Origin of the sequence: Lentzea sp. NPDC020367 (genome assembly GCF_044387305.1) — a bacterium.
Classification (GTDB): Bacteria; Actinomycetota; Actinomycetes; order Mycobacteriales; family Pseudonocardiaceae; genus Lentzea.
The window spans coordinates 1,475,381-1,497,623 of record NZ_JBIRVV010000001.1 but is presented as its reverse complement, the minus strand read 5'-3'; the positions used below and the strand labels follow the sequence as shown (position 1 = coordinate 1,497,623).

Genomic DNA, 22,243 nt, shown 5'->3' with positions numbered 1-22,243 from the left:
GGGGACGAAGGTCCCGGACGGCGCGGGACCGCGGGCACTCACCGGCCGCGGCGCGGGCCGGAAGGCTGAAGTGCATGAGCGAGAAGGAATCCCGGCCCGTCGTGGTCGGCGTGGATGGATCAGCCGCCGCGCAGGCGGCACTGCGATGGGCCGTGGAGGACGCGCGGCGGCGAGGATGCCCGGTCGACGTGATCTCGGCGTGGCACCCCGACTACGGGGCGATGATCGGCCCGGTGCCGGCCGAGGTCATCATGGCGATGTCGCCGCGGGCCATGAAGGAGACGGCGCAGAAGGGACTGGACGCCGCAGTCCAGGGGTTCGAGGGCGTGGAGATCCGCCGGATCCTGGTCGAGGGCAACCCCAGGGACGCGCTCGCCAAGGCGTCGGAGGACGCGGAACTGCTCGTGGTCGGCAACCGCGGCCACAGCACGATCGTCGAGGCGATCCTCGGCTCGGTCAGCTCCTACTGCGTGCACCACGCCGCGTGCCCGGTCGTCGTGATCCGCGCACCGAAGGTCGAGCAGGAGCACGCACCCGCCGCAGCGGCACTGCCGCTGACTCCTGGACCGTTGCTGTGACCGCGCTGGCGCTGCTCACCGACGGTTCGGCGGTGACCGTCCGCGAGCTGGGGCCGGCGGACGTGACCGCGTTGCTGGAACTGCACCAGTCACTTCCGGTCGAGGACAGGTATCTGAGGTTCTTCAGCACCTCGCCGCACCAGCTCGAGGACTTCGTCGGGCGGATGGTGTCGGCGGACGAGCCTTCGCACGTGGTGCTGGGCGCGTTCCGCGGCGACCGGCTGCTCGGGGCCGCCAGCTACGTCGTCGTGCGGGAGACCGACTTCGCCGAGGTCGCGCTCGTCGTGTCGCACGTCGAGCAGGCCCACGGCCTGGGCACGCTCCTGCTGGAACACCTCGCCTCTCTGGCGAGGTCGCGGGGCGTTCGCCGGTTCACCGCCGAGGTGCTCACGATCAACGGTCGCATGCTCCGCGTCTTCACCGACATGGGCTTCGTCGTCGGCATCGTGCCCGACGGCGAGGTCATGTACGTCGAACTCGTCCTGCGGCCCGATGACCGGTACCTCGACGCCGTGAGCGCGCGGGAGTCGATCGCCGACGTCGCGAGCCTGTCCCACGTGCTCCGGCCGGGCTCGATCGCCGTGGTCGGAGCGGGCCGGTCGGAGACCTCCGTCGGGCATGCGGTGCTGCGCAACCTGGTGGACGGGAACTTCACCGGTGATCTCTACGCCGTGAACCCGCACGCGAAGTCGGTGGCCGGCGTCGACTGCTACGCCTCGGTCGAGGAACTGCCCGAGGCACCGGAACTCGCTGTGCTGTGCGTGCCGGCGAAGGCCGTGCCCGCTGTCGCCGAGGAGTGCGGACGCCGTGGCGTGCGCGCCTTGGTCGTCATCTCGTCGGGCGTCGACCCCACGGCCCTGCGGAACGTGGTCAGCGCACACGGCATGCGCCTCGTCGGCCCCAACTGTCTTGGTGTGTCGACGAGTTCGCCCGCGGTGCGGATGAACGCCACCTTCTCCGCACACGCCACCCTCGCCGGTGACATCGGGCTGGTCACCCAGTCCGGCGGCATCGCGATCGGCGTGCAGGAGGAGCTGCGGCGCCTGGGGCTCGGCCTGTCGACCCTGGTCTCCACCGGGGACAAGCTCGACATCAGCAGCAACGACCTGCTGATGTGGTGGGATCAGGACGCAGACACCCGCTTCGTCGTGCTCTACCTCGAGTCGTTCGGCAACCCGCGCAAGTTCTCCCGGCTGGCCCGCCAGGTCTCCCAGCACAAGCCGGTTCTGGCGATCCGTGCCGCCACAAGTGAGGCAGGCCAGCGCGCCGCCGCCTCCCACACGGCCTCGACCGCGACGCCGTCGGTCATCAGGGACGCGTTGTTCCGCCAGGCCGGGGTGATCGCGGTGGACAGCGTGCCGGAGCTGACCGACGTGCTGATGGCGTTGAGCTGGCAACCGTTGCCGCGGGGCAGGTCGGTCGCGGTCCTGAGCAACGCGGGCGGTCTCGGCGTGCTGGCGGCGGACGCGTGCGTGAGGGAAGGCCTGCGCATGGCGGAGCTGTCCGTGGACACCGTGAAGGCGCTGAGCAAGCTGCTGCCCGTCACTGCGAGCTTCTGCAACCCCGTCGACACCACCGCAGTGGTCGACGGGCAGACCTTCGCCCGCTGCCTCGACGTCATCGCGGCCGACCCGGCGGTGGACGGGGTGATCACCGTGAGCGTCCCGACCGCGCTCGGCGACCCGACCGATGGCCTGCACCGATTGGACGGCAAACCGATCCTCGCGGTGCGCACCGGTCAGACGGAACGCCTGCCGGACGACGTGCCCTGCTACGCCGAACCGGCACGTGCCGCCGCGGCACTCGCCCACCTGGTGGAGCGCGCGGAATGGCTCTCCCGGCCCGCCGAGTTCCTCGGCCTGGACAGGATCGACCTGGACACGGCCCGTGGTGTCGTGAGCCGCAGAGCCGATGGCTGGCTCACCCCGGACGAGGTCGTGGTGCTGCTCAAGGCGTTCGGGCTGCCCGTTCTCGGCGGAACGCTGGCCACGACGGAGGACCAGGCGATCGCCGCCCAGCTGGCCTACGACGTGCCGGTGGCGCTCAAGGCGGTCGCAGATGACCTGCTGCACAAGAGCAAGGGCGGCGGCGTCGAGCTCGGGATCAGTGACGGTCCTGCGGTCGCGGAGGCGTTCCGCGCGTTCCGGGACCGCTTCGGCGACGCACTGCGCGGAGTGTTCGTCCAGCCCATGGCGGCCGGTGGGCGGGAACTGCTGGTCGGCATCGCGACCGACGAGAAGTTCGGGCCGCTCGTGGTCACCGGGCTCGGCGGCGTGGACACCGACGTGATCGACGACCGGGCCGCCGCGCTCGCCCCGCTGTCTACATCGGACGCGGACGACCTCGTGCACGGGTTCCGCGCGGCCGGCCGGGTGCTGGCCGAAAAGGACGCGGTGGCGGTGCGTGAAGTCCTGCTGCGCGTGGCGGAACTCGCCACGGCGCTGCCGGAGGTCGTCGAGCTCGACATCAACCCGCTCGTGGTGACGGAGAACGGATGTCTGGTCGTGGACGCGCGGGTGCGCGTCGCACCCGCGCTCCAGACCGACCCGTTCCTGCGCCAGTTGCGGACCAGCTGACAACACGACGAGGAGAGAACCGATGAGCAACTCACAACCGATCGTGGTGGGCATCGACGGTACGCCCGCCTCGGACCGCGCGCTGGAGTGGGCGCTGAACGAGGCGACGGTGCGCGGCTGCCCGTTGCACGTCGTCAACGCCTGGCAGTACGAGGCGCTGGTGGACTGGACGGAGACCTCGGCCCAGCGGGAGACCACGGCGTCCGAGCAGCTGATCGAGCAGGCGCTGCAGCGGGCGAGCCAGGGTCGCACCGACCAGCCGGAGATCGTGCGGCGCAGCCTGCGCGGGGACGCCGCCGAAGTGCTGGAGGCCGCGTCGGAGGGCGCCGCGATGCTCGTCGTCGCCTCGCACACCGACCACCGGATCCGGCAGATGGTGCTGGGCTCGACCAGCATGCACGTCGTCCGGCACGCGCACGCCCCGATCGTCGTCATCCCGGTGACCGACCGGGAACATGCCGTGGCCACGTCATGAAGACGAGAGAACTGCTGAGACCGCTACTCGTCAGCGTGGGGCCGCGCGACTTCGCCCGCCACGCCGAGGGACTGATGGACGACTTCGGGCTCACGGTGCTGCCCGTCGTCGACCGCGGGTTCTTCTGCGGAGTGGTCACCAAGGCGGGCTGCCGGCGCAGCGAGGACGAGGCGCCCGAGGTCGAGCGGGTGATGGTGCAACCAGGGCTGACGGTCGGGCCTGACTTCGACGTCGCGACGCTGTGGGAGGCGATGACGAGGTACGAGGTGATCTGCGTGCCCGTGCTCGAAGACGGCCAGGTCATCGGCATGGTCAACCGGCTCGACGTGCTGCGGGCCATCAGCCACGAGGACCCGCACCTGCGAGTGGGTTCTGCCGCTGAGCACGGCTGACCGGCAGATCGTCGCCCATCACGGCCTGCGCAGTGGCGGCAGCGTCTGGCCGAGCTCGGCCAGACCAGCTGCCTGCGCGCCGTGGGACCGGGGAGCTGACGGCCAAGCTGGGCGCGAGGTCTGCGAGCGGGAGCTGCTCCGGCTGTAGACCGAGCTGGTGAAGCTGCAGGAGTGGGTAGAGGTCACCGGCGCCCGGCTCGTGGCGTTGCCCGCCCCCGGCGAACTTGAACGCGGCCAGTGGTACTTCCAGCGATAGGCGGCTGCGCAAGTACTGGGTTCTCGGTCAGCGACGCCGAGCAGGAACGCGCTTCCACAAGCGCCTCGACGACCCGCTCAAGCGCTGGAAGCTCTCGCCGATGGACCTCGAGTCGCTGACGCGCTGGGAGGACTACTCCCGAGCCAAAGGACGAGAAGTACCCGATCACACCGCCAAGTTCGTCTGAACTTCTGAGAAGAAGCCCCTCGCCGAGGCCAAGCTCGCTCGGCATGAGCGGATGATCTGCTTCGTGGCGGACGTGCAGGGCGTCCGATGGCAAGACTCGCACAGCACCAGAACGTCGCCGGTCAACTCGTCGACGCCGACGGAGGCCGTTGAGGAACAGTCGCGGCACGAGCGGTGCCCGGTGACCTTGATGACGTGGTCCGCGGAGTGCGCGCAGTGGTGCAGCCACCGGCGGTGCAGCCGGCACGAGACCCGCTCCAGCGGGTTGAGCCCGAGTTCCTCCGCCGCGTCTTCCTCGGCGAGCATCACAGCGAGCCTGCGGTCCTTGACGTCCGCGTAGGGCTGGTGGTCGACGACGAGAAGTGGCGTGGTCATGGCGTGCTCCTGGGTTCCGGCGTTGGTCCCAGGCTGCTCCGAGACACATTTCGCGAACACCGCACCGAGGCTTCGTTTCGGCGAGACCAGGGACTCACAGGTGACGAGACCAAGGTCCCTGGGGCCCACCGGCTCCGCCCGGAAGTCTTGACGGTGGAGGTGGACCATGACTGCGAACCCGTTGTCCCGACTCGTCCGCCGGGCCTTTCCCGGACGCAACCCGCTCGCCACGCTCGGCGACCGGATCGAGGGTGCGGTGCTCGCACTGGGGGTCGTCGTGGCGTTGCTCGCCGTTCCCGTTGCCGGAGCGGTCGGCTCGGAGATCTACGCGACGCACGAGTCGCGTGTCGCTGCCGAGCAGAAGAGCCGGACTCAAGTGGACGCAGTGCTCGTGGAAAACGCGCCGTCGATGGACGGCGCTGCCAGCAGCGAAGCGTTGATCGAGACGACCGACGCCACCGCGACCTGGCGCACGCCCGACGGCCTTGAACGGGAGGGCGTTGTTCGCGCGCCCTACGGTGCCGAGGCCGGCACGAGCGTGCGAATGTGGATCGAACTCAGCGGCGAGCCGACCGAGCCTCCCATGACGAACCACGGGGCCGCGTTCAACGCGATCTTCAGCGCCGTGCTGCTCTGGGGACTGATCGCGGGCGCGATGGCCCTGTTGTTCGGAGTGGTGAGGTTCGCGTGCATGCGGGTTCGTCTGCGCTGGTGGCAGCTCGAATGGGAGCTGACCGCGCCGGACTGGACCGGGCGTTGAGACGGGTCACCGTTCCCATTGGACATTCGAACGTCGTTGTGGCTGGCGTGGACGGATCCGAGTCCTCGCTACGAGCGGTGCGCTGGGCGGCTGAGGAGGCCGTCTGGCGGGACTCGGACCTACGGCTCGTTCATGCGGAGTTCCCGCTGCCCGGTGGTGCGCCGGACCTCTGCGGATCGGCGCGTAGCGCCTTGCACGACGAGTCGATGGGATGGATGCACACCGCCCTGGCGACCGCGAACGAGACTGCGCCTGGTCTGGAAATTCAGGTGCGAGTCGAGGTGAACACGGCCGCCCGGCTCCTGGAACAGGAGTCCGAGGCGGCCGCGCTCGTCGTAGTCGGATCGCGCGGGCTCGGCGGCTTCCGCGGCCTGTTCCTCGGCTCGGTCACTGTTGCGCTGTCGGAGCGCTCAAGGTGCCCTGTCGTCATCGTGAAGGGCGATGAGCCTGCTCCTGATGCACCTGTGGTCGTCGGCGTGCACGGCGCTCCAGCGAACTGGCTTGTGGTGGATCGGGCGTTCGAGGAGGCCGCCATGCGTGGCTCGTCGTTGATGGCTGTCCACGCCTGGATTCCGCCGCTGGGAACCGAGGAGCTCGCTGCGGCAGCGGGGGTCCGATGGTCCGAACTCGACGCAGTCCGCGAGTCGCTGGTGGCGCAGCGACTCTTTTCGTGCGCTGACCGCCACCCTGGTGTTCCCGTGGAGTCCTGTGTGGTTCACGGATCTCCTGCACAGCAGCTCGTGGAGTTCGCCGAGCACGCAGCGCTGCTTGTCATCGGCTCACACGGTGAGGACAGGCTTGGCGGAACGGGCCTGGGATCAACGAGTCACGCGGTTGTCCAGCACGCGCCGTGCCCTGTGCTGTTGGTACGGCCTGGGCTTGCAGGGCAGATCGAGCAGGCGCGCGGTCCTGCCTGACTCCGCACACGGAAAAGGGGCAGGACGCCGTGGCGTCCTGCCCCTTTTCCGGACTCTCACCGCAGCCAAGGGTTCGCCTTGACGATCGGCAGGTCGTTCCACCAGCGCGCCAGGCCCCAGGTGACGCCGGACGCGGTGGCCGCGAGGGCGATCAGCACCAGGGCGTAGACGACGTGGTAGTCGATGAGCGGGTTGGTCGACATCGTCGCCTCGCCGGTCGAGGTGTGCTGTGCCGGCGGCCATTCCGCGGCCCACATGAGCAGCATCATCAGCGAACCGCTGACGGCCGCGATCTTCAGGCCGATGCCGAGCACCAGCGCCGCGCCGACCGCGAGCAGGCCGGCCATGAAGAGGGTGTCTGCCCACCAGGTCCCGGCGATGTCGTGGAACACCGACTCGAACGGCCCGACGGCGACGTGGCTGAGGAAGCCCTTGGTGGGCGAACCTCCCGAGAACCAGGCGTTCTTGGACTGGGTGGCGTAGCCGAGGCCGAACGCCTTGTCGACGAACGCCCAGAGGAAGAGCAGGCCGGTCGCGATGCGCAGCACGGCGAGGGGAACGGAACCCGTTTCGGTTCGGGTCCGAGCAGGGGCGTGAACAGCGGACATCTTTACCTCCCAGGAAGTTCTTCTACATCGAGTCTTCTCACGAACACCGGGCGCGAACGCGGTCCTTGGTCCCGACCCGGTCGGGACGTCACGACCTGCCGCGGCGGTACCAGCGCCACACCTCGTCCGCTCCCCACACGACCAGCGGGAAAGCGGCGAGCACCAAGAGCTGCTCCGCGGGAGGCAAGGCGGTACCGAAGACGTGCTGCAAAGCGGGGACGGTCACGACCGCGGCCGCGAACACGACCTCGAACGCGATGCCCCACAACAACAACCGGTTGCTGAGCACTCCGATCGAGCGCAGTGACGCGTACTGCGTGCGGGACGCGAACGCGGTGCCGATCTGGCAGGCGACGATGCCCAGGAACGACATCGTGGTCGCCTGCACCCACACGTGGTGCATCGGCGTTCCGTCGCCGACCGGGTCGCCGAGGTGCCAGCCGCCCGCGAGCAGCGTCCAGAAGAACCCTCCGAGCACCAGCAACGCGGAGACACCGCCCAGCAGTCCCCAGGCGCGCCAGAGCATCTGCCGATCGATCACACCGTCGGTTCGGTGCCTCGGCGGCCTGGTCATGGTTCCCGGCTCTGCCGGCTCGCGTCCGAGAGCGAGCGCGGGCAGGGTTTCGGTGCCCAGGTCGATCGCGAGGATCTGCAACACCGTGAGTGGCAACGGAATCGCGCCGCCCGACAACGCGAACAGCAGGAAAGGGATCACCTCGGGTGTGGCGTGGGCGAAGATGTAGAGGATGAACTTGCGGACGTTGTCGTAGACACGTCGGCCTGCCTCGACCGCGGTGACGATGGTGGCGAAGTTGTCGTCGGTGAGCACCATCGTCGAGGCCTCGCGCGCCACGTCGGTGCCGGAGCGACCCATCGCGACCCCGATGTCCGCACGGCGCAGGGCGGGCGCGTCGTTGACGCCGTCGCCGGTCATCGCCACGACGTTTCCCTGGGCACGCAGCGCGTCCGCGACGCGCAGCTTCACCTCGGGGGAGCTGCGCGCGAAGATCAGCTCCTCGTTGCCGCGCAGCAGCTCGTCCAGTTCTGCCTCGGTCATGTCGTCCAGTTCGGCGCCGGTGACGACCGTCGTGCCGTTGCGGGCGATGCCGACCTGACGTGCGATCTCCTTCGCGGTCAGCCCATGATCGCCCGTGACGACGATGAGCCGGATACCCGCGGTGTGGCACCGCGCCACGGCGTCGGCGACCTCGAGCCGTGGCGGATCGAACATCGCCACGAGACCGAGCAGCTCGAGGTCGTGTTCGGCGTCCTCACGGCGCTCGGGAATCACCTCGCACCGCCGCCGCGCCACGGCCAGCACGCGGAGTCCGCGTTGTGCGTACGCGGCGATGACGCGTTCGACCTCGTCGGAGTCGTAGTTCGTCAGCCGGGTCAGCACTTCCTCAGGTGCGCCTTTGACGTTGACCACCAGTTCGCCGTCCTGGCGATCCACAGTGGACATCATGCGCAGCGCAGGGTCGAAGTGGAACTGCCGCACGCGATGCTCACCGCGAGCCTTGACGGACACCTCGACACCGATGTCCGACGCCGCCTGCAACAGCGCGACCTCGGTCGGGTCGCCGGTGCCCGCTTGCAGATCGGCGTTGTTGCACGCGGAGACCGACGCGGCCAGAGCGGCGCGATCGCCACCCGGCGTCCAGATGTCGGTGACCGTCATGCGGTTCTGCGTCAACGTGCCCGTCTTGTCGGTGCAGATCACCGTGGTCGAGCCGAGTGTCTCCACCGCGGAGAGCCGCTTCACCACGGCCCCTCCACGAGCGAGCGCCCGTACCCCGACGGCCAGGGCGAGAGTGATGGTCGGCAGCAGGCCTTCCGGGACGTTCGCGACGAGCAGTCCGATCGCGAAGTTGAACGAGTCCGGCAACGGCAGCCCGGCGACGAACACGCCGATCGGCAGGAACGCCAGCCCGGCACCCACGGCCACGGCGGCGATGAGCCACGCGACCCGCTTCACCTGACGCTCCAAGGGACTTTCGTCCCGCCCGACCCGCTGTGACAGCGCGGCGATCCGCCCCAGTTCGGTGCGCATGCCCGTGGCGAAGACGACCGCCTTGGCCTCACCGCCGGTGCAACTGGTACCGCTGAACACCAGGTCCCGCGCGTCGAGCAGCGGCCCGGCCACATCGGTGAGCTCCGTGGACCGGTAGGCGGGCAGCGACTCGCCGTTCAGCGTCGAGAGGTCGACCTCGACGCCGCCCTCGATCAGCCGCGCGTCGGCCGAGACGCGGTCACCTTCCTCGATGATCAGCACGTCACCCGGCACGAGCTCGCGTGCGGCGATCGAGGTGCGCACCCCGTCGCGCAGTACCGACGCCTTCGCGGGCAGGTAGGCGGCCAGCGCCTCGACGGCCTTCTCCGCTTGCTGCTCCTGGACGAAGGCCAGCCCGGCGTTGAGGACGATGACGGCGACGATTGCGATGCCGAGCGGTGTCGTGCCGGCGACGATCGCGAGAGCCGCAGCCAGCGCCAGCAGCAGTGCCAGCGGGTGGGTGAACTGGCGCAGGAGCTGCTTGGGCCAGTCCCGCCGTTTGCGGCGGGTGAGCTCGTTCGGCCCATGCGCGACCAGCCGCCGGGCCGCCTCGCGACCCGACAGACCGGTCGGCCTCGTTCGCAGGTCTCGGAACAGCCGTTCCAGTGGTTCTCGCGGATCGCTGTCAGGCTCGGTCGCCGTCGTGGTCGCCATGGGTTCGAGCATCACCAGCGGATGGCATTGTCCCCAGGGACCTAGGGGCACGTCAGGTGGGCAGGAAGTCCGCGTTGGATACTCCAGCGATGAGCAATCGCCCCTCTGCCCAGGCGGACGAAGGCCTTCGGCTGGATGCGGAGACGCGCAAGAAGCTGGTCGCGGTCGTCGTGGACGCGAATGCCTACGGCAAGGTCGGACCTGACCTGAAACGGCTCGCGAACCTGGCGGCTGACCTGGCCAAGATCGGTGTTGAGCTGTGGGTACCTGAGCCGGTCGCGTGGGAGTGGGCAGAGCACCTGTCGGTCGAGTGGGATGCAGCACGCAAGGTGGTCAACGACCAGTTGCGTCATCTCTCAAGGGCAGGGCTGCCCGCCTCGTCTATCACTCCATCGTACTCAGGCCCCGAAGACCTGGTCAGCGCGTTCCTGCAGGTGTTGGGGGACACTCCGCACTTGAAGATCATCGAGCTCACCGGGGCCAATGCCGTCGCAGGCTTGAAAGACCAGATCCTGCAACGGAAGCCAGCGAAAACCAAGAGCAGCGATCGCGTGAAGACTGGAGGCAGCGACTCAGCTTGGTTGCGCGACGTCGTGGCGAAAGCAGGTGCACCCGACGCGTTGCTGTTCCTGAGCCAGGACACCGACATCAGGAGCGCCTACACGGCGTGGGGCCACGCGAAGCAGCCGGTGATGCGTGAGCCGAACACGGTGCGCGCGACCCTTTTCGAGGATGTCGGGGCCAGCATTGATGACCAGTGGTTGATAGCTCGGTACCTCGCCGATCAAATGCCGTTGGTGCTTGAGGATGCGGGAGAGGGTGAGCAGGGCCGACTGGTCGGTCAAACGCTAGGCCTGCTCGACGCGGTCGACCTCGACTGGGCAGACCATGGTCTGCTCAAGGGGAATCTCACAGAGCTGAGCGCGCTCGCAGGCTTGGTGCAGGTGAGGTGCGAAGCTCCGGAACGGTACGAGCCGGGAAGACTGCCGAAGGATCGGACCATCCGAGCCGATGCGTACTTTCTCGCTGAAGCCGAGGTCGCTCACGTCGTTTTTGGCCTCGATGACGGTGACGCCACTGGGGAGCGCACGTTCCACTTCGACGAGCTGGTTGTGCGGACGACACTTGTACTGACTGTGCGGGATGGCCAGGTGGTCGACGTTCGGCCCGACTCAGAGACGAAGGTCTTCCCTGCATCGTCGCGGTACGGGGACAACTGGGATGCGCCCGAAGATTTGGCTGATGTCCTCGACTGCATTCCTGGCCTGGAGTTTCCTGCAGACCAGCGTGCTGGGTGGGACAGCCCCAACCAGGAAATCGCGGTCGAAGGACTGGAGAAGCAGGTCCTGCTCTGGTGGTCGCACAACAACGAAGGCGAGCTGCGAATCTCGATCGGCGCCAAGGAGGCTTATGTCACTTGTGAGTATGACGCCACTACGTGGATCGGAGGCAAGGAAGGAATGCACCTCGAGCCTCCGTACTTCCTGCGAGTCGAGACCGGCCAGGGGGAGGAACCCGGTGCATGGCCGCTCGCTGCCTGGGTCTTCGACCGTCTTCTGGAGTCGAAAGCACCAGCTCCGCGATAGGTCCTGGTTTCCATGAGACGTTGGTCCCGACCCACTCACCGCGTTGGGATCTGCGTCACACCCCAGCAGGAAGAGCAGCCTTGCCTCACCACGAAAACGGCTGAGGGAAGGGGAAGTCCGATGGGCATCCACGGTTACACCGCGCGGCACCGGTCGATGTTGAAGGCGGTCGCCGAAGGCCGCGCCGAGCTGTCCGGCGGCCGCGTCCCCAACCTGGCCGTCGACGGTCTGTGGTGCGACTTCACCGCGACGAACGAGCTGTGTGCGCGAGGCCTGGTCGCGGCGGCACACAGCTCGCAGTCGGGGCAACGAGTCCGCGCGGTCCTCACCTCGTCCGGCGAACAGGTTCTGGGTTCGCTGATCGCGGCGTGAACCGCCAGATCACCGACGCGACTTCACCAAGCGCGCCCCCACGAAGATGCCCGCGACAGCCACCGCTCCCAAGGTGGCGATCAGCCGGTTCACATCCACTGCGGGCACCCACCGGACGTCATCGCCGTTGATCACGAAGGCCCCCGTTGGCTTCGCGGCGATCCCGAACCCGCCGCCCTCGCCCTCCTGGCCCTTCTCGTCCTTGCCCGAGCCGCCACCGGTACCGCCGGAGACGGATGCGGCGGCGATGACGGTGATGCCGTTCTTCTCGTACGGCTCGGCGTAGACCTTCTTCGCCTCCACGGAGTTCTTGACGCTGGCGATCAGTTCCTCGATCTTCATCATCACTCCTGGTTTGTTGGTCATCGGGCCCCCAGCATCCGGTGGACGGGACCCTGTTCGGCAGGGCCCTTCGGCTCAGTGCGGACGTGTCAGCGGGCCCTCTTCCAGCCTCCGCCGGATACCTAGCTTCAAAGCCATGACAGCTGCCATCGCCCTGTCCGGGGTGCGGAAGGCGTACGGCCGGACCAACGCGCTCGACGGCCTCGACCTGACCGTCCCCGCCGGCGAAGTACACGGGCTTCTCGGCCCCAACGGCGCGGGAAAGACGACGACCCTGCGCATTCTGCTCGGCCTGCTGCGCGCGGACAGTGGCGCCGTCACGCTCCTCGGCGGCGACCCGTGGCGGGACCTGGCCGGCCTGCACCGCCGCCTTGCGTACGTGCCGGGCGATGTGACGTTGTGGCCCAACCTGACCGGCGGTGAGGTGATCGACCTGCTCGGCAGGCTTCGCGGCGGGCTGAACACGGTCCGCAAGGCCGAGCTGATCGAGCGGTTCGAGTTCGACCCGACCAAGAAGGGCCGTGCCTACTCGTCCGGCAACCGGCAAAAGGTGGCGCTGATCGCCGCGCTGGCGAGCGACGCCGAGCTGTTGCTGCTCGACGAGCCGACTGCGGGGCTGGATCCGTTGATGCAGGCCGTGTTCGAGGACTACCTGGCGGAGCTGAGGAGCGAGGGCCGCACGATTCTGCTGAGCAGCCACGTGCTCGCCGAGGTCGAGAAGGTGTGCGACCGCGTCAGCATCATCCGCCACGGCAAGCTCGTCGAAAGCGGCTCGCTCACCGACCTCCGGCACCTCACGCGCACCACGATCGAGGCCGATCTGGTCACCCCGCCCAACGGGTTCGTCTCACTGCCCGGTGTGCACGAGTGGCACGTCGACGGAACGCACCTGCGCTGCCAGGTCGACACCGACCGGCTGGACTCGCTGCTGCCCGCGCTGACCGGCCTCGGCGTGCGGACGTTGACCTGCCGCCCGCCCACGCTGGAGGAGCTGTTCCTGCGCCACTACGAGGTGAAGCGATGAACGGCACTCGCGAGCTCGTGCGCCTCGCGCTGCGGCGTGACCGGATCCTGGTGCCGGCGTGGATCGCGGCGTTCGTGTTGCTGGCCGTGACCTCGGCGGCCGCGACGAAGGACCTGTTTCCGACGGTCGACTCGGTGATGCAGGCGGCTTCGTTGATGAACGGCACGCCTGCGCTGGTAGCGGTGTACGGGCACATCTACGACGTGACGTCGATCGGCGCTCTCGCGATGCTGAAGGCGCTCGGCACCGGCTCGGTGGTGATCGCGATCTTCTCCATCGTCCTCGTGGTGCGGCACACCCGTGCCGAGGAGGAGGCGGGCAGGCTCGAGCTGGTCGGTTCGGGCGTGGTCGGCCGGCGGGCGCCGCTGACGGCCGCCCTGGTGGTCGCGATCGGTACGAACGTGGTGCTGGGGCTCATCACGGCGGTGTCGGTGGCGGCCGCGGGGTTGCCCGTCGCCGGATCGGTGACGTTCGCGCTCGCGTGGATGAGCGTGGGGATCACGTTCGCGTGCGTCGCGGCCGTGGCGGTGCAGCTCGTGACGAGCCGCCGCGCGGCGATCGGGCTCGCCACGGCGGCGCTGGGCGTCGTGTTCGTGCTTCGCGCGATCGGGGACACCGTCGGCCCGCAGTGGTTGTCGTGGTTGTCGCCGCTGGGCTGGGGACAGCAGTTCCGGCCCTACGCGGGCGACCGCTGGTGGATGGCCGGAATCGCCGCCACTTTCGCGATCGTGGTGACCGCGGCGGCCTATCGGCTCGTGGCAGGACGGGACCACGGCGCGGGCATGCTGCCCGACCGAGTGGGACCTGCTGGTGCATCACGTTGGCTCGCCGGGCCGTTCTCGCTGGCGTGGCGGCTTCAGCGGGGCTCACTCACCGGGTGGACGGTGGGGTTCGTCGCCTACGGACTGTTGGTCGGCAGTGTCGCGGACAGCATCGGCGACATGGTCGGCAGCCCGCAGGCCCAGCAGATGTTCCAGCAGCTCGGCGGTCGGGACGTGCTGACCGACGCGGTGCTGTCGGCGATGTTCGCGCTGCTCGGCGTGGTCGCTTCGGGATACGGTGTGCAGGCGGCACTGCGACTGCACGGCGAGGAGACGGAGCATCGCGCGGATGCCGTGCTCGCGGCCGGCGTGAGTCGCGCCAGGTGGGCGTTGAGTCACGTGAGCGTCGCGCTCGCCGGCACCGCGTTCCTGCTGATTGGAGCCGGTTTGTCGGCGGGAGTCGTACACGCTGCCCGGACCGGTGACGCGGGCCAGATCGGCCGGGTGCTGGTCGGCGCGCTGGTGCAGGTGCCCGCGGCTTGGGTGCTCACCGGGATCGTCGTGGTGCTCATGGGCACCGTGCCGAGGCTCGCCGCACTGAGCTGGGCGGTGCTGGCGGCGTTCATGCTGCTGGGCGACCTCGGTCCCTTGCTGGGGCTGGACCAGTGGCTGCTGGACTTCTCGCCTTTCGCTCACGTGCCGCACATGCCAGGCGGCGCCATCACGGCAACGCCGTTGCTGTGGCTGGTCGCCACGACCGTCGGCCTCGTGGCAACAGGCCTGACCACATTGCGGCGCAGGGACGTCGGCTGATCTGGAGGAACTGATGAAGCACGCAGGACAGCAAGAGATCGCCAACGTCGTGGTCGATGCCGGTGATCAGACCTCACCGGACGCCAAGCAGTACGCGCACGACCGGATCGCCCCGCTCGCCAGGTTCGCACCCCAGCCGACGAGCTACGCACATGTCCGCATCACGAACCCCGGTTCGCGCACCGTCGAGGTGCACGCGAACCTCGACGTCAACGGCACCCAGGTGGTGGCGCAGGCGGAGGCGGACACCGTCACCGAGGCGGTCGACGCCGTCCGGGACCACCTGCACCGCCAACTGCTGAAGATGCACAACTGAGCTGTCAGCGCGCCGCGACCAGCCGCTCGGCGATCGTGTACGCCCAGCGATCGATCTCGTCCCAGTCCCGGAAGTCACCCGCCATAGGACCCTGCGCCATCTTCCTGGCGAAGAAGCCCACAGCGGTCTGCGGCGTCAACCTGCCGCCAAAGGTGAAGGGTTCCTCCGCACCGATGCGTGCGGCGATCTCCCGCACTGTGCGCGGCGCTTGCTGCGCAGCGACGTCTGCGCCGAGCGGACCACTGTGGAACAGCCACAACGGGCGCGTGTGAAGGAGCTTCTCGTTGCGGGTCAGCAGTTTTACCGCCTCCCGCCGCCACCGTCCGGCGTAGAGCGCGCTGCCGAGCACGACGGCCTTGTACGGCGCGACGGAGTTGACGTCCGCTGCGTCCAGCACGACGACTTCGTGTGACGCCGAGCTGATCCGTGCACCGATCGCCTCGGCGATCTCCTTGGTAGCACCCATCTTGGTCGCGTAGGCGACGAGAATCTCAGTCATACCAACACCATCGTTGCGCTGTTCAGCCTGGGACAGAGCCCTTGTGCTCAGCTGCGATGGGTCGCCGGATACTCGTGACGCGCTCGTGCGCGCGCGAGGCTGGTTGTCAGAGGAGGTAAAGATGACAACCTCGACCGGCTATCCAGTGCGGGTGCACGCGCGGCTCGATCCGGAGCTGAGCCGCTGGCTGTGGCTGGTGAAGTGGATCCTCGCGATCCCGCACTACCTGGTGCTCGCGTTCCTGTGGCTCGGGTTCGCGATCGCCACCGTGGTGGCGTTCTTCGCGATCCTGTTCACCGGCCGCTATCCCCGTGCCCTGTTCGACTTCAACGTTGGCGTGCTGCGCTGGACGTGGCGCGTCGCCTGCTACACCTACGGCGCGCTGTCCACGGACCGATACCCGCCATTCAGCCTCAGGCCGGAGCCCGACTACCCGGCGACCCTCTACATCGCCTACCCCGAGCAGCTCTCCCGCGGACTGGTGCTCGTGAAGTGGTGGCTGCTGGCCATCCCGCACTATCTGGTCGTGGGCTTCTTCCTCGGAGGCGGCGGCTACGCGGGCAGCCACGCAGGGGAGACCGGCTACCACTCCGGAGGGCTGGTCGGGTTGCTGGTGCTGTTCGCGGGAGTCGCGCTGCTGTTCGCCGGCAAGTACCCCAAAGGACTGTTCGACCTGGTGCTCGGCATGAACCGCTGGGCGCTGCGGCTTGCCGCGTACGTCGGGTTGATGACGGACGCCTACCCGCCGTTCCGCTTTGACGCAGGCGCCGATGAACCGGATGGTGAGGCACGACCGGAGGTGTCGCCGTGAAGGTGCTGGTGGCGTACGCGACCGCCGCGGGCTCGACCGCCGGCGTCGCCGAATGGATCGCTGGTTCACTGAAGACAGGCGGCCACGAGGTGGTGGTGCGCACCGTCGACGAGGTGACCGATGCCCAGGCTTACGACGCCTATGTTGTCGGCAGTGCGGTGCACGACCAGGCGTGGCTTCCTGTCGGCGCTGCCTTTCTCGCCCAGCAACGCAAGGCGTTGTACGGCAAGCCGGTGTGGTTGTTCAGCGTCGGCCTGCCGGGAGCCCTGCGTGGACCGTTGCGCAAGTGGGCCCTGTTGAGGGAAGCCGACGTGCTCGCTGCGTTGCTCGACGGCGTCGAGCCGATCGAACACCGGCTGTTCTCCGGCGTCGTCACGCCGGGTGCTTTCGGCTGGTTGGGGACCTTCGTGTTCCGGCTGATGGGTGGCCGGTTCGGCGACTTCCGCGACTGGGCCGCGATCGAGAAGTGGAGCACGGGCATCGCCGAGGCACTCGTCGACATCGAGGCCGCGAACCGCTGACGGAGCCGGGCACCGAGCAGGTGCCCAGCTCCGTGACGTCATGGCTGGCGCTGCAGGTCGAGCAGCCGGATCCGAGTGGTCTGCAGGCGTTCCACCAGCGCGCCGACCATGACCAGTGCGACGCGGTAGCCGAGCTCGGGATCGGCGTCGGCCAGCTCCCGCAGCCTCACGGCGTCCACCATGACCGCTCGAGTGGGCGACACAACGGTGGCGCCGAAGTGCCAGCGGTAGGGCGGTACGACCCACGACCAGCCCAGCAACTCGCCGTGGCCGACGCTCTGCAGCGCCACCCGGCCGCTGGACGGTGTCGTGTGGTCGATCATGACGCACCCGCTGACCACGACCCAGCACCGGTCAGCGACGCCTCCCTCGTCGAACAGCCGATACCCGGGCTCGTAGGTCTCGACCGAGCTGATGCCGGCCACGGCAGCGCGCTGGGTGTCCGACAGGCCCGCGAGCAACGGCAGTTCGTCGAGGGTGGCGGCGGTGGTCATGGCATGGTCCGCGCGATGCGGTCGGTGAGGTCGAGCGTGCGGTTGGCGTAGCCCCACTCGTTGTCGTACCAGCCCATGACCTTGACGACGTGACCCTGCGCCTTGGTGAGCGACGCGTCGAACACACACGACGCCGGGTCGCCGATGATGTCCCGGGAGACGACGGGATCCGTTGTGTAGCGAAGGATTCCCTTGAGGTAGGTGGCTGCGGCGTTGGCGAACGCGCAGTTGACCTGGCCCGCGGTCGCCGGCTCCGCCAGACGGACGGTGAGGTCCGTGAGCGAGCCGTCCTCGACGGGCACCCGGACGGCGAGGCCGTCGAGCTTGCCGTCCAGCGAAGGGATCACCTGGCCGATCGCGCGGGCGGCGCCGGTGGAGGTCGGGATGATGTTCACTGCCGCGGAACGCGCCCGGCGCAGGTCCTTGTGCGGCCGGTCGAGCAACGCCTGGTCGCCGGTGTAGCTGTGGATCGTCGTCATCAGGCCCTCGACGATGCCGAACGCCCCGTCCAGCACGGCGGCCATCGGCGCGGCGCAGTTGGTGGTGCACGAGGCGTTCGAGACGATGTGGTGCTTGCTCGCGTCGTAGACGTCGTCGTTGACGCCCAGGACGATCGTGGCGTCGACGTCTTTGCCGGGTGCAGTGATGATCACCTTGCGGGCGCCGCGTTCGAGGTGCACGCCCGCGGTCTCACGGGTGCGGAACCGGCCGCTCGCCTCGATGACGATGTCGACGCCGAGTTGACCCCAGTTGAGGTCCTGCGGATCCGCTTGTCCGGTGACGAGAATGCTGTGACCGTCCACGGTGAGGATGTCGTGTTCGACGGAGACGTGCTTGCTCCACGGCCCGTACGTCGAGTCGTAGGCCAGCAGGTGCGCCAGGACTTCCGGGGTGGTGATGTCGTTGACGGCGACGATCTCGATCGCCGTGTCCTGCCGGTCGAAAGCGGCGCGCAGGACATCTCGCCCGATGCGGCCGAAACCGTTGATGGCGACTCGGGTGGTCATTGTGGGACTCCTTCAAGATCAATGAGTTCGTGAGCTAACGGGCCTGCCGCAACAACAACCGCCGTTCGGCTGATCCGATCGCCGCCCTGGCAGCGGGAACCGCGTCGGGGTTTACCGAGATCGAGGTGATGCCGAACTCGACGAGCTTCTCGGCGAACTCCGGCTTGTTGGACGGCGCCTGCCCGCACAGCGACGACGTGATGCCGGCATCCCGTGCGGCGCCGACGATGCGGCCGATCATGTCGAGCACGGCGGGGTCGGACTCGTCGAACAGGTCCGCGCACAGCTCGGAGTCGCGGTCGACGCCGAGCATCAGCTGCGTGAGGTCGTTGCTGCCGATGGAGACCCCGTCGATGCCGGACCGCGCGTACTCGGGAATCCAGTACGCCACCGAGGGAACCTCGGCCATGACCCACCGGTGCAGGCCGCGGTGGTGGCCCAGAGGACTGCGGTCGATCTGCTCCAGGCAGGCTTCCAGCTCCCACTTGGTGCGCACGAACGGGATCATCAGGTGCAGGTTCGGCGTCTGCTCCCGCACCCGTGCGAGCGCCTCGAGCTCCAGCCCGAACAGCATCGGGTCGTCGACGTACCGGTAGCAGCCGCGGTAGCCGATCATCGGGTTGTGCTCGTGCTTCTCGAACTCCTCGCCGCCCTTGAGCTCGCGGAACTCGTTGGTGCGGAAGTCCATCGTCCGGTACACGACCGGACGAGGCGCGAACGCGTGAGTGATCTGCAACAGCGACGCCGCCATGGCGTTGATGAAGTCGTCAGGACCACGCTGCGCGAGGAACCGCCGCGGGTGCTCGGCACCGAGTGCCTCAGTGAGCATGAATTCCGCCCGCAGCAGCCCGACCCCGTCGACCGGCATCGCGGCGACCTCGGCAGCGTGCTCCGGCAGCGCGAGGTTCACGTACACACGCGTACCGAGAGCTTCGGTCGCCTGCACCACCGGCGCGACGATCCGCGGCGCCGTCGTGATCGGAGCTGAACCCGCGCGCACCTCGCCGGCGCTGCCGTCGACGGTGACCAGCTGGCCCTCTTTCAACACCGAGGTCGCCGAACCAGTGCCGACCACGCACGGCACCCGCAGCTCGCGCGCCACGATCGCGGCGTGACAGGTGATGCCGCCGCCATCCGTCACGACCGCGGACGCACGGCGCATCGTCGGCACCCAGTCTGGGTTGGTCATCTCCGCGACCAGCACCTCACCGTCACGCAGCCGGCCACCCTCGTCGGGGGAGCTCAGCACGCGAACCCGGCCCGAAGCGATGCCAGGTGACGCGGCGAGCCCGGCGACCAGCGGGCCCGCCGAGGTAGGCGCCTCGTCCGGCAACGTGGTGATCGGACGGGACTGCACGAGCCACGTCTTGCCCTCGGCGATGGCCCACTCGGTGTCCTGCGGTTCGCCGTAGTGTCGCTGCACGCGCATCCCCAACTGCCCGATCGCGATGGCCTCGGCGTCGGTGAGCACCTGTGCGTGCGATTCCTCAGCTGTGAGGTCGATCCGTTCGTCGTTGCCGTTCGCACCGCGCACGATCTTGTGGGACTTGCGGCCGACCCTGGTGTCCACAAGGGACACCGTGTCGCCGTTGCGGCGCAGCACGTACGTGTCCGGCTCGACCGAGCCGCTGACCACGACCTCGCCGAGCCCGAACGATCCCTCGAGCAGCAGCTTGTCGCGGTCGCCGCTGGACGGGTCGGCGGTGAACATGACGCCGGAGCGTTCGGAGTTCACCATCCTCTGCACGACGACGGCGATCGCGGGCTCGTCGCTGATTCCTTGTTCGGCGCGGTAGGCGATCGACCGCGTGCCGAACAACGACACCCAGCAGTCCAGCAGCCGGTCGAGCAGGGCGTGTGCGCCTCGGGTGTTGGTGAAGGTGCTGTTCATGCCGGCGAAAGACGAACCCGCGGTGTCTTCGGAGGTGGCCGAGGACCGGACCGCCACGGACTCGTCCTGGCCGAGGTCGCGGTAAGCCTCCAGCACGGCGTGCCGCACGTCGTCGGAGATCCCGGCCTTGCGCACCAGCTCGCGCATCCGTTCGGCGCACTCTTCCAGCCGCTGCGGTGAGGTACCGCGGTCGAGCGCGATGGTGAGTTCTGCGGCGAGGTCGTCGCGGACCTGGCTCATGGATGTCAGGAACGCCTCGGCGGTGATGACGAAGCCAGGGGGCACTGGCAGCCCTGCGCGGGTGAGTTCGCCGAGGTTGGCGCCCTTGCCGCCGGCGATGGCGGTGTCGTTCTTGCCGAGCGTGGCGAAGTCGCGGATGTAGGTGGTCACTTCTGCTCCTGGTCGCGGAGAAGGTCGATGACGGGACGGCGAGGTGTGGCGGGCAGCGGGTCTGCGTTGAACCCGGCCCAGCCGACGCGGATCACGAGCTGAGGGCAGGTAGCACCGTCGAGGACCTCGTCGCGGACCAGATCTCTGGTCTCCACGATCTCGAGCGGCTGGCTGAGCGGGCAGGTCGCGAGGCCCGCGGCGGTGGCTTCCAGCAACACCGCGCTGGCCGCTTCGCCGGCCCGCAGCCGGGAGAGGTCGTCGTCGGACGACGTGCTGAGCACGAGGAGCGTTCCGGCGTCCTCGCCGAGCAGGCTGGCACCGCCTTGCAGCAAGGATCCCGGCGCGAACTCTCGCATCGTGAGGTTGCCGTACTGCCGCGACCCGGTCGGGATGTTCGCAGCCGGAACTCCGGCCGATGCACCGGGATAGACACCGCTCCACTGGTGGATCTCGGCCTGGTACGCCGGGTCGGCCTCCTGGATGTGGGCGGCCTTGCCGATCGCGATCAGGAGCTCGTCACGCGCCTTTCCAGTCGCGATGTGAGCATCCACCCCCTCAGCGCGAGCGAACTGCACGAGCTGCTGCAGCAGCTCCTCAGGGGTTGGCCAGGAGGAGAAGGCACGGCGATCGGTTCGCCTGCGAGGAATCGCGGCCGCGAGGGCCACATGGGACTGTCGCGGTTCCATCGGCTCGAACTCGATCGCTGCCAGGTGATCGGGCTGTGCGGGGTTGGGCAGACGGTGGACCTTCGAGCGCCAGCCGAGTGCCGCGAGCGCGGTCCGCAGGTGGTGCAACGCCGCCCCACAGCTGACCACCAGGTCGGCGCCGAGCGGATCGGTCGCGGGCAGGGCGCGCGTGCGGTCGGCATACAGATGCAGGCTGTGCGCACCGAGTTCCCAGCGCCACGGCTGGGAGTTGTGCACCGACGGCGCGCGGCCGGCGAGTGCCACCGCCGCTCGCACCGTTGTCTCGTCGGGCTGACCGCGGTCCATCCCGCTCACCTCCACGTTGAAGTCGTGTCTTGAAAGTCGCAGCACGGACGCCCGCGGGTGAGGGGCCTACGTCCCGGCCTGGCCGGGACCCGAGGCACTCACCTCAGCATCAACGGCCCTGCGTGCTGCTCCTCATTGACCGGCACCACCACGACCGGGCACAGGGCGTGGCGCAGGCAGAAGGTCGTGACCGAGCTGAACACCAGCACTTCACGCCGACGAGCACCGTGTCCGCCCACGACAAGGCAAGGTGCGTGCTTGGACAGCTCCACGAGAGCCGGTCCCGGAACGCCATGCAGCGTCTGCAGCTCCACTTGAACCCCGCCGCCGTCCGTGCCCAGCGAATCGAGTGCTGTCTGCAGGTCCTCCTTGTGGGCGGCCTCGAATCCCAGCTGGCACACCCCGACCGCCAGCACAGACGTGTTGGTGCGTTTGGCTTCCCGCACCGCCCACAGCAACGCGGCGCGTGCCGCGGGTGACTTGTCGACTCCGACGACAATCCGTGACTTCTCGCTCATGCGTTCAGCGTGTTGAGCTCGCTCACCGGTGTGCAGGGCCCTTTGGTCCTCTTGCACCGGGTCGGAACGCCCGGCCTAC

General features: G+C 68.6%; 23 protein-coding genes and 1 pseudogene. 14 read left to right on the top strand and 10 right to left on the bottom strand.

What is annotated here, in order from left to right; translation table 11 throughout:
- Positions 1-74 precede the first annotated feature (74 nt).
- From ACH413_RS06990 to ACH413_RS06970, 5 genes are all read left to right on the top strand, one after another.
- On the top strand, positions 75-578 hold the full coding sequence (locus ACH413_RS06990; protein ID WP_360037196.1) for a universal stress protein: 504 nt from the start codon (positions 75-77) through the stop codon (positions 576-578).
- On the top strand, positions 575-3,154 hold the full coding sequence (locus ACH413_RS06985) for a GNAT family N-acetyltransferase (RefSeq protein WP_360037193.1): 2,580 nt from the start codon (positions 575-577) through the stop codon (positions 3,152-3,154). Before ACH413_RS06990 ends, ACH413_RS06985 begins: the two co-directional genes overlap by 4 nt.
- A gap of 22 nt (positions 3,155-3,176) precedes the next feature.
- On the top strand, positions 3,177-3,629 hold the full coding sequence (locus ACH413_RS06980; protein WP_360037190.1) for a universal stress protein: 453 nt from the start codon (positions 3,177-3,179) through the stop codon (positions 3,627-3,629).
- On the top strand, positions 3,626-4,021 hold the full coding sequence (locus ACH413_RS06975; RefSeq protein ID WP_360037187.1) for a CBS domain-containing protein: 396 nt from the start codon (positions 3,626-3,628) through the stop codon (positions 4,019-4,021). Before ACH413_RS06980 ends, ACH413_RS06975 begins: the two co-directional genes overlap by 4 nt.
- A 224-nt stretch (positions 4,022-4,245) precedes the next feature.
- The gene (locus ACH413_RS06970; RefSeq protein WP_360037184.1) at positions 4,246-4,464 is read left to right on the top strand and encodes a hypothetical protein; all 219 of its coding nucleotides are present in this window, start codon (positions 4,246-4,248) and stop codon (positions 4,462-4,464) included.
- On the opposite strand, the gene ACH413_RS06965 is transcribed toward ACH413_RS06970, so the two are convergent.
- Complete coding sequence (locus ACH413_RS06965) at positions 4,443-4,838, bottom strand: hypothetical protein (protein WP_360037181.1); 396 nt, start codon at positions 4,836-4,838, stop codon at positions 4,443-4,445. The two genes, ACH413_RS06970 and ACH413_RS06965, sit on opposite strands and share 22 nt — an antisense overlap.
- A gap of 166 nt (positions 4,839-5,004) precedes the next feature.
- On the opposite strand from ACH413_RS06965, the gene ACH413_RS06960 reads away from it, so the two are divergent.
- Both ACH413_RS06960 and ACH413_RS06955 read left to right on the top strand, forming a co-directional pair.
- Positions 5,005-5,598, top strand: a complete 594-nt coding sequence (locus tag ACH413_RS06960; protein ID WP_360037178.1) for a hypothetical protein — start codon at positions 5,005-5,007, stop codon at positions 5,596-5,598.
- Positions 5,599-5,645: 47 nt separating this feature from the next.
- Positions 5,646-6,515 carry a universal stress protein gene (locus tag ACH413_RS06955; protein ID WP_360037175.1) on the top strand — a complete coding sequence of 290 codons (870 nt, stop codon included), beginning with the start codon at positions 5,646-5,648 and terminating at the stop codon, positions 6,513-6,515.
- 56 nt (positions 6,516-6,571) lie between these two features.
- Here ACH413_RS06955 and ACH413_RS06950 read toward each other — a convergent pair whose 3' ends face one another.
- Both ACH413_RS06950 and ACH413_RS06945 read right to left on the bottom strand, forming a co-directional pair.
- Entirely contained in the window at positions 6,572-7,123 is a 552-nt protein-coding gene (locus tag ACH413_RS06950) for a hypothetical protein (protein WP_360037172.1), read from the bottom strand.
- A gap of 88 nt (positions 7,124-7,211) precedes the next feature.
- Complete coding sequence (locus tag ACH413_RS06945) at positions 7,212-9,827, bottom strand: cation-transporting P-type ATPase (RefSeq protein ID WP_360037169.1); 2,616 nt, start codon at positions 9,825-9,827, stop codon at positions 7,212-7,214.
- Between the two features lie 89 nt (positions 9,828-9,916).
- On the opposite strand from ACH413_RS06945, the gene ACH413_RS06940 reads away from it, so the two are divergent.
- Together ACH413_RS06940 and ACH413_RS06935 are read left to right on the top strand one after the other, a co-directional pair.
- Entirely contained in the window at positions 9,917-11,413 is a 1,497-nt protein-coding gene (locus ACH413_RS06940; protein WP_360037167.1) for a hypothetical protein, read from the top strand.
- 120 nt (positions 11,414-11,533) lie between these two features.
- Entirely contained in the window at positions 11,534-11,785 is a 252-nt protein-coding gene (locus tag ACH413_RS06935) for a hypothetical protein (protein ID WP_360037164.1), read from the top strand.
- A 9-nt stretch (positions 11,786-11,794) separates the two neighbouring features.
- On the opposite strand, the gene ACH413_RS06930 is transcribed toward ACH413_RS06935, so the two are convergent.
- Positions 11,795-12,127 (bottom strand): spore germination protein GerW family protein, encoded by a 333-nt coding sequence (locus ACH413_RS06930; RefSeq protein ID WP_360037161.1) that lies wholly within the window; start codon positions 12,125-12,127, stop codon positions 11,795-11,797.
- Between the two features lie 136 nt (positions 12,128-12,263).
- Here ACH413_RS06930 and ACH413_RS06925 point away from each other — a divergent pair, with 136 nt between their 5' ends.
- The 3 genes from ACH413_RS06925 to ACH413_RS06915 are packed head-to-tail and all read left to right on the top strand — an operon-like array spanning position 12,264 to position 15,041.
- On the top strand, positions 12,264-13,151 hold the full coding sequence (locus ACH413_RS06925; protein ID WP_360037159.1) for an ABC transporter ATP-binding protein: 888 nt from the start codon (positions 12,264-12,266) through the stop codon (positions 13,149-13,151).
- Positions 13,148-14,725 carry an ABC transporter permease gene (locus ACH413_RS06920; RefSeq protein ID WP_360037156.1) on the top strand — a complete coding sequence of 526 codons (1,578 nt, stop codon included), beginning with the start codon at positions 13,148-13,150 and terminating at the stop codon, positions 14,723-14,725. Before ACH413_RS06925 ends, ACH413_RS06920 begins: the two co-directional genes overlap by 4 nt.
- Before the next feature lie 13 nt (positions 14,726-14,738).
- Positions 14,739-15,041 (top strand): HPF/RaiA family ribosome-associated protein, encoded by a 303-nt coding sequence (locus tag ACH413_RS06915; RefSeq protein ID WP_360037154.1) that lies wholly within the window; start codon positions 14,739-14,741, stop codon positions 15,039-15,041.
- A 4-nt stretch (positions 15,042-15,045) separates the two neighbouring features.
- Here ACH413_RS06915 and ACH413_RS06910 read toward each other — a convergent pair whose 3' ends face one another.
- Positions 15,046-15,540 carry a flavodoxin domain-containing protein gene (locus ACH413_RS06910; protein ID WP_360037151.1) on the bottom strand — a complete coding sequence of 165 codons (495 nt, stop codon included), beginning with the start codon at positions 15,538-15,540 and terminating at the stop codon, positions 15,046-15,048.
- Between the two features lie 121 nt (positions 15,541-15,661).
- Between ACH413_RS06910 and ACH413_RS06905 the strand changes: the two are divergent.
- Positions 15,662-16,336 (top strand): annotated as a pseudogene (locus ACH413_RS06905) (DUF4389 domain-containing protein); the annotation flags it as partial.
- 11 nt (positions 16,337-16,347) lie between these two features.
- Positions 16,348-16,872 carry a flavodoxin domain-containing protein gene (locus tag ACH413_RS06900; RefSeq protein WP_360037145.1) on the top strand — a complete coding sequence of 175 codons (525 nt, stop codon included), beginning with the start codon at positions 16,348-16,350 and terminating at the stop codon, positions 16,870-16,872.
- Between the two features lie 38 nt (positions 16,873-16,910).
- On the opposite strand, the gene ACH413_RS06895 is transcribed toward ACH413_RS06900, so the two are convergent.
- The 5 genes from ACH413_RS06895 to ACH413_RS06875 all read right to left on the bottom strand — a co-directional run bounded on the left by ACH413_RS06895 (position 16,911) and on the right by ACH413_RS06875 (position 22,164).
- Positions 16,911-17,366 carry a cyclic nucleotide-binding domain-containing protein gene (locus ACH413_RS06895; RefSeq protein ID WP_360037143.1) on the bottom strand — a complete coding sequence of 152 codons (456 nt, stop codon included), beginning with the start codon at positions 17,364-17,366 and terminating at the stop codon, positions 16,911-16,913.
- Positions 17,363-18,373, bottom strand: a complete 1,011-nt coding sequence (gene gap / locus ACH413_RS06890; RefSeq protein ID WP_360037140.1) for a type I glyceraldehyde-3-phosphate dehydrogenase — start codon at positions 18,371-18,373, stop codon at positions 17,363-17,365. The genes ACH413_RS06895 and gap overlap by 4 nt, the downstream gene beginning before the upstream one ends.
- Before the next feature lie 34 nt (positions 18,374-18,407).
- Complete coding sequence (ppsA, locus tag ACH413_RS06885) at positions 18,408-20,654, bottom strand: phosphoenolpyruvate synthase (protein WP_360037137.1); 2,247 nt, start codon at positions 20,652-20,654, stop codon at positions 18,408-18,410.
- Positions 20,651-21,646: an Acg family FMN-binding oxidoreductase gene (locus ACH413_RS06880; RefSeq protein ID WP_360037134.1), complete on the bottom strand. Its 996-nt coding sequence runs from the start codon at positions 21,644-21,646 to the stop codon at positions 20,651-20,653. Before ACH413_RS06880 ends, ppsA begins: the two co-directional genes overlap by 4 nt.
- Positions 21,647-21,744: 98 nt before the next feature.
- Positions 21,745-22,164 carry a universal stress protein gene (locus tag ACH413_RS06875; RefSeq protein WP_360037131.1) on the bottom strand — a complete coding sequence of 140 codons (420 nt, stop codon included), beginning with the start codon at positions 22,162-22,164 and terminating at the stop codon, positions 21,745-21,747.
- Between the last annotated feature and the right edge of the window lie 79 nt (positions 22,165-22,243).

Excerpts from the sequence above, each read along its gene's own strand:
- ACH413_RS06945 (WP_360037169.1), bottom strand. The coding sequence starts at position 9,827 with ATGGCGACCACGACGGCGACCGAGCCTGACAGCGATCCGCGAGAACCA.
- ACH413_RS06935 (WP_360037164.1), top strand. The coding sequence starts at position 11,534 with ATGGGCATCCACGGTTACACCGCGCGGCACCGGTCGATGTTGAAGGCG.
- ACH413_RS06960 (WP_360037178.1), top strand. The coding sequence starts at position 5,005 with ATGACTGCGAACCCGTTGTCCCGACTCGTCCGCCGGGCCTTTCCCGGA.
- ACH413_RS06880 (WP_360037134.1), bottom strand. The coding sequence starts at position 21,646 with ATGGACCGCGGTCAGCCCGACGAGACAACGGTGCGAGCGGCGGTGGCA.
- ACH413_RS06915 (WP_360037154.1), top strand. The coding sequence starts at position 14,739 with ATGAAGCACGCAGGACAGCAAGAGATCGCCAACGTCGTGGTCGATGCC.
- ACH413_RS06920 (WP_360037156.1), top strand. The coding sequence starts at position 13,148 with ATGAACGGCACTCGCGAGCTCGTGCGCCTCGCGCTGCGGCGTGACCGG.
- ACH413_RS06925 (WP_360037159.1), top strand. The coding sequence starts at position 12,264 with ATGACAGCTGCCATCGCCCTGTCCGGGGTGCGGAAGGCGTACGGCCGG.
- ACH413_RS06875 (WP_360037131.1), bottom strand. The coding sequence starts at position 22,164 with ATGAGCGAGAAGTCACGGATTGTCGTCGGAGTCGACAAGTCACCCGCG.
- ACH413_RS06990 (WP_360037196.1), top strand. The coding sequence starts at position 75 with ATGAGCGAGAAGGAATCCCGGCCCGTCGTGGTCGGCGTGGATGGATCA.
- ACH413_RS06910 (WP_360037151.1), bottom strand. The coding sequence starts at position 15,540 with ATGACTGAGATTCTCGTCGCCTACGCGACCAAGATGGGTGCTACCAAG.
- ACH413_RS06965 (WP_360037181.1), bottom strand. The coding sequence starts at position 4,838 with ATGACCACGCCACTTCTCGTCGTCGACCACCAGCCCTACGCGGACGTC.
- ACH413_RS06930 (WP_360037161.1), bottom strand. The coding sequence starts at position 12,127 with ATGAAGATCGAGGAACTGATCGCCAGCGTCAAGAACTCCGTGGAGGCG.
- ACH413_RS06940 (WP_360037167.1), top strand. The coding sequence starts at position 9,917 with ATGAGCAATCGCCCCTCTGCCCAGGCGGACGAAGGCCTTCGGCTGGAT.
- ACH413_RS06950 (WP_360037172.1), bottom strand. The coding sequence starts at position 7,123 with ATGTCCGCTGTTCACGCCCCTGCTCGGACCCGAACCGAAACGGGTTCC.
- ACH413_RS06975 (WP_360037187.1), top strand. The coding sequence starts at position 3,626 with ATGAAGACGAGAGAACTGCTGAGACCGCTACTCGTCAGCGTGGGGCCG.
- gap (WP_360037140.1), bottom strand. The coding sequence starts at position 18,373 with ATGACCACCCGAGTCGCCATCAACGGTTTCGGCCGCATCGGGCGAGAT.
- ACH413_RS06895 (WP_360037143.1), bottom strand. The coding sequence starts at position 17,366 with ATGACCACCGCCGCCACCCTCGACGAACTGCCGTTGCTCGCGGGCCTG.
- ACH413_RS06980 (WP_360037190.1), top strand. The coding sequence starts at position 3,177 with ATGAGCAACTCACAACCGATCGTGGTGGGCATCGACGGTACGCCCGCC.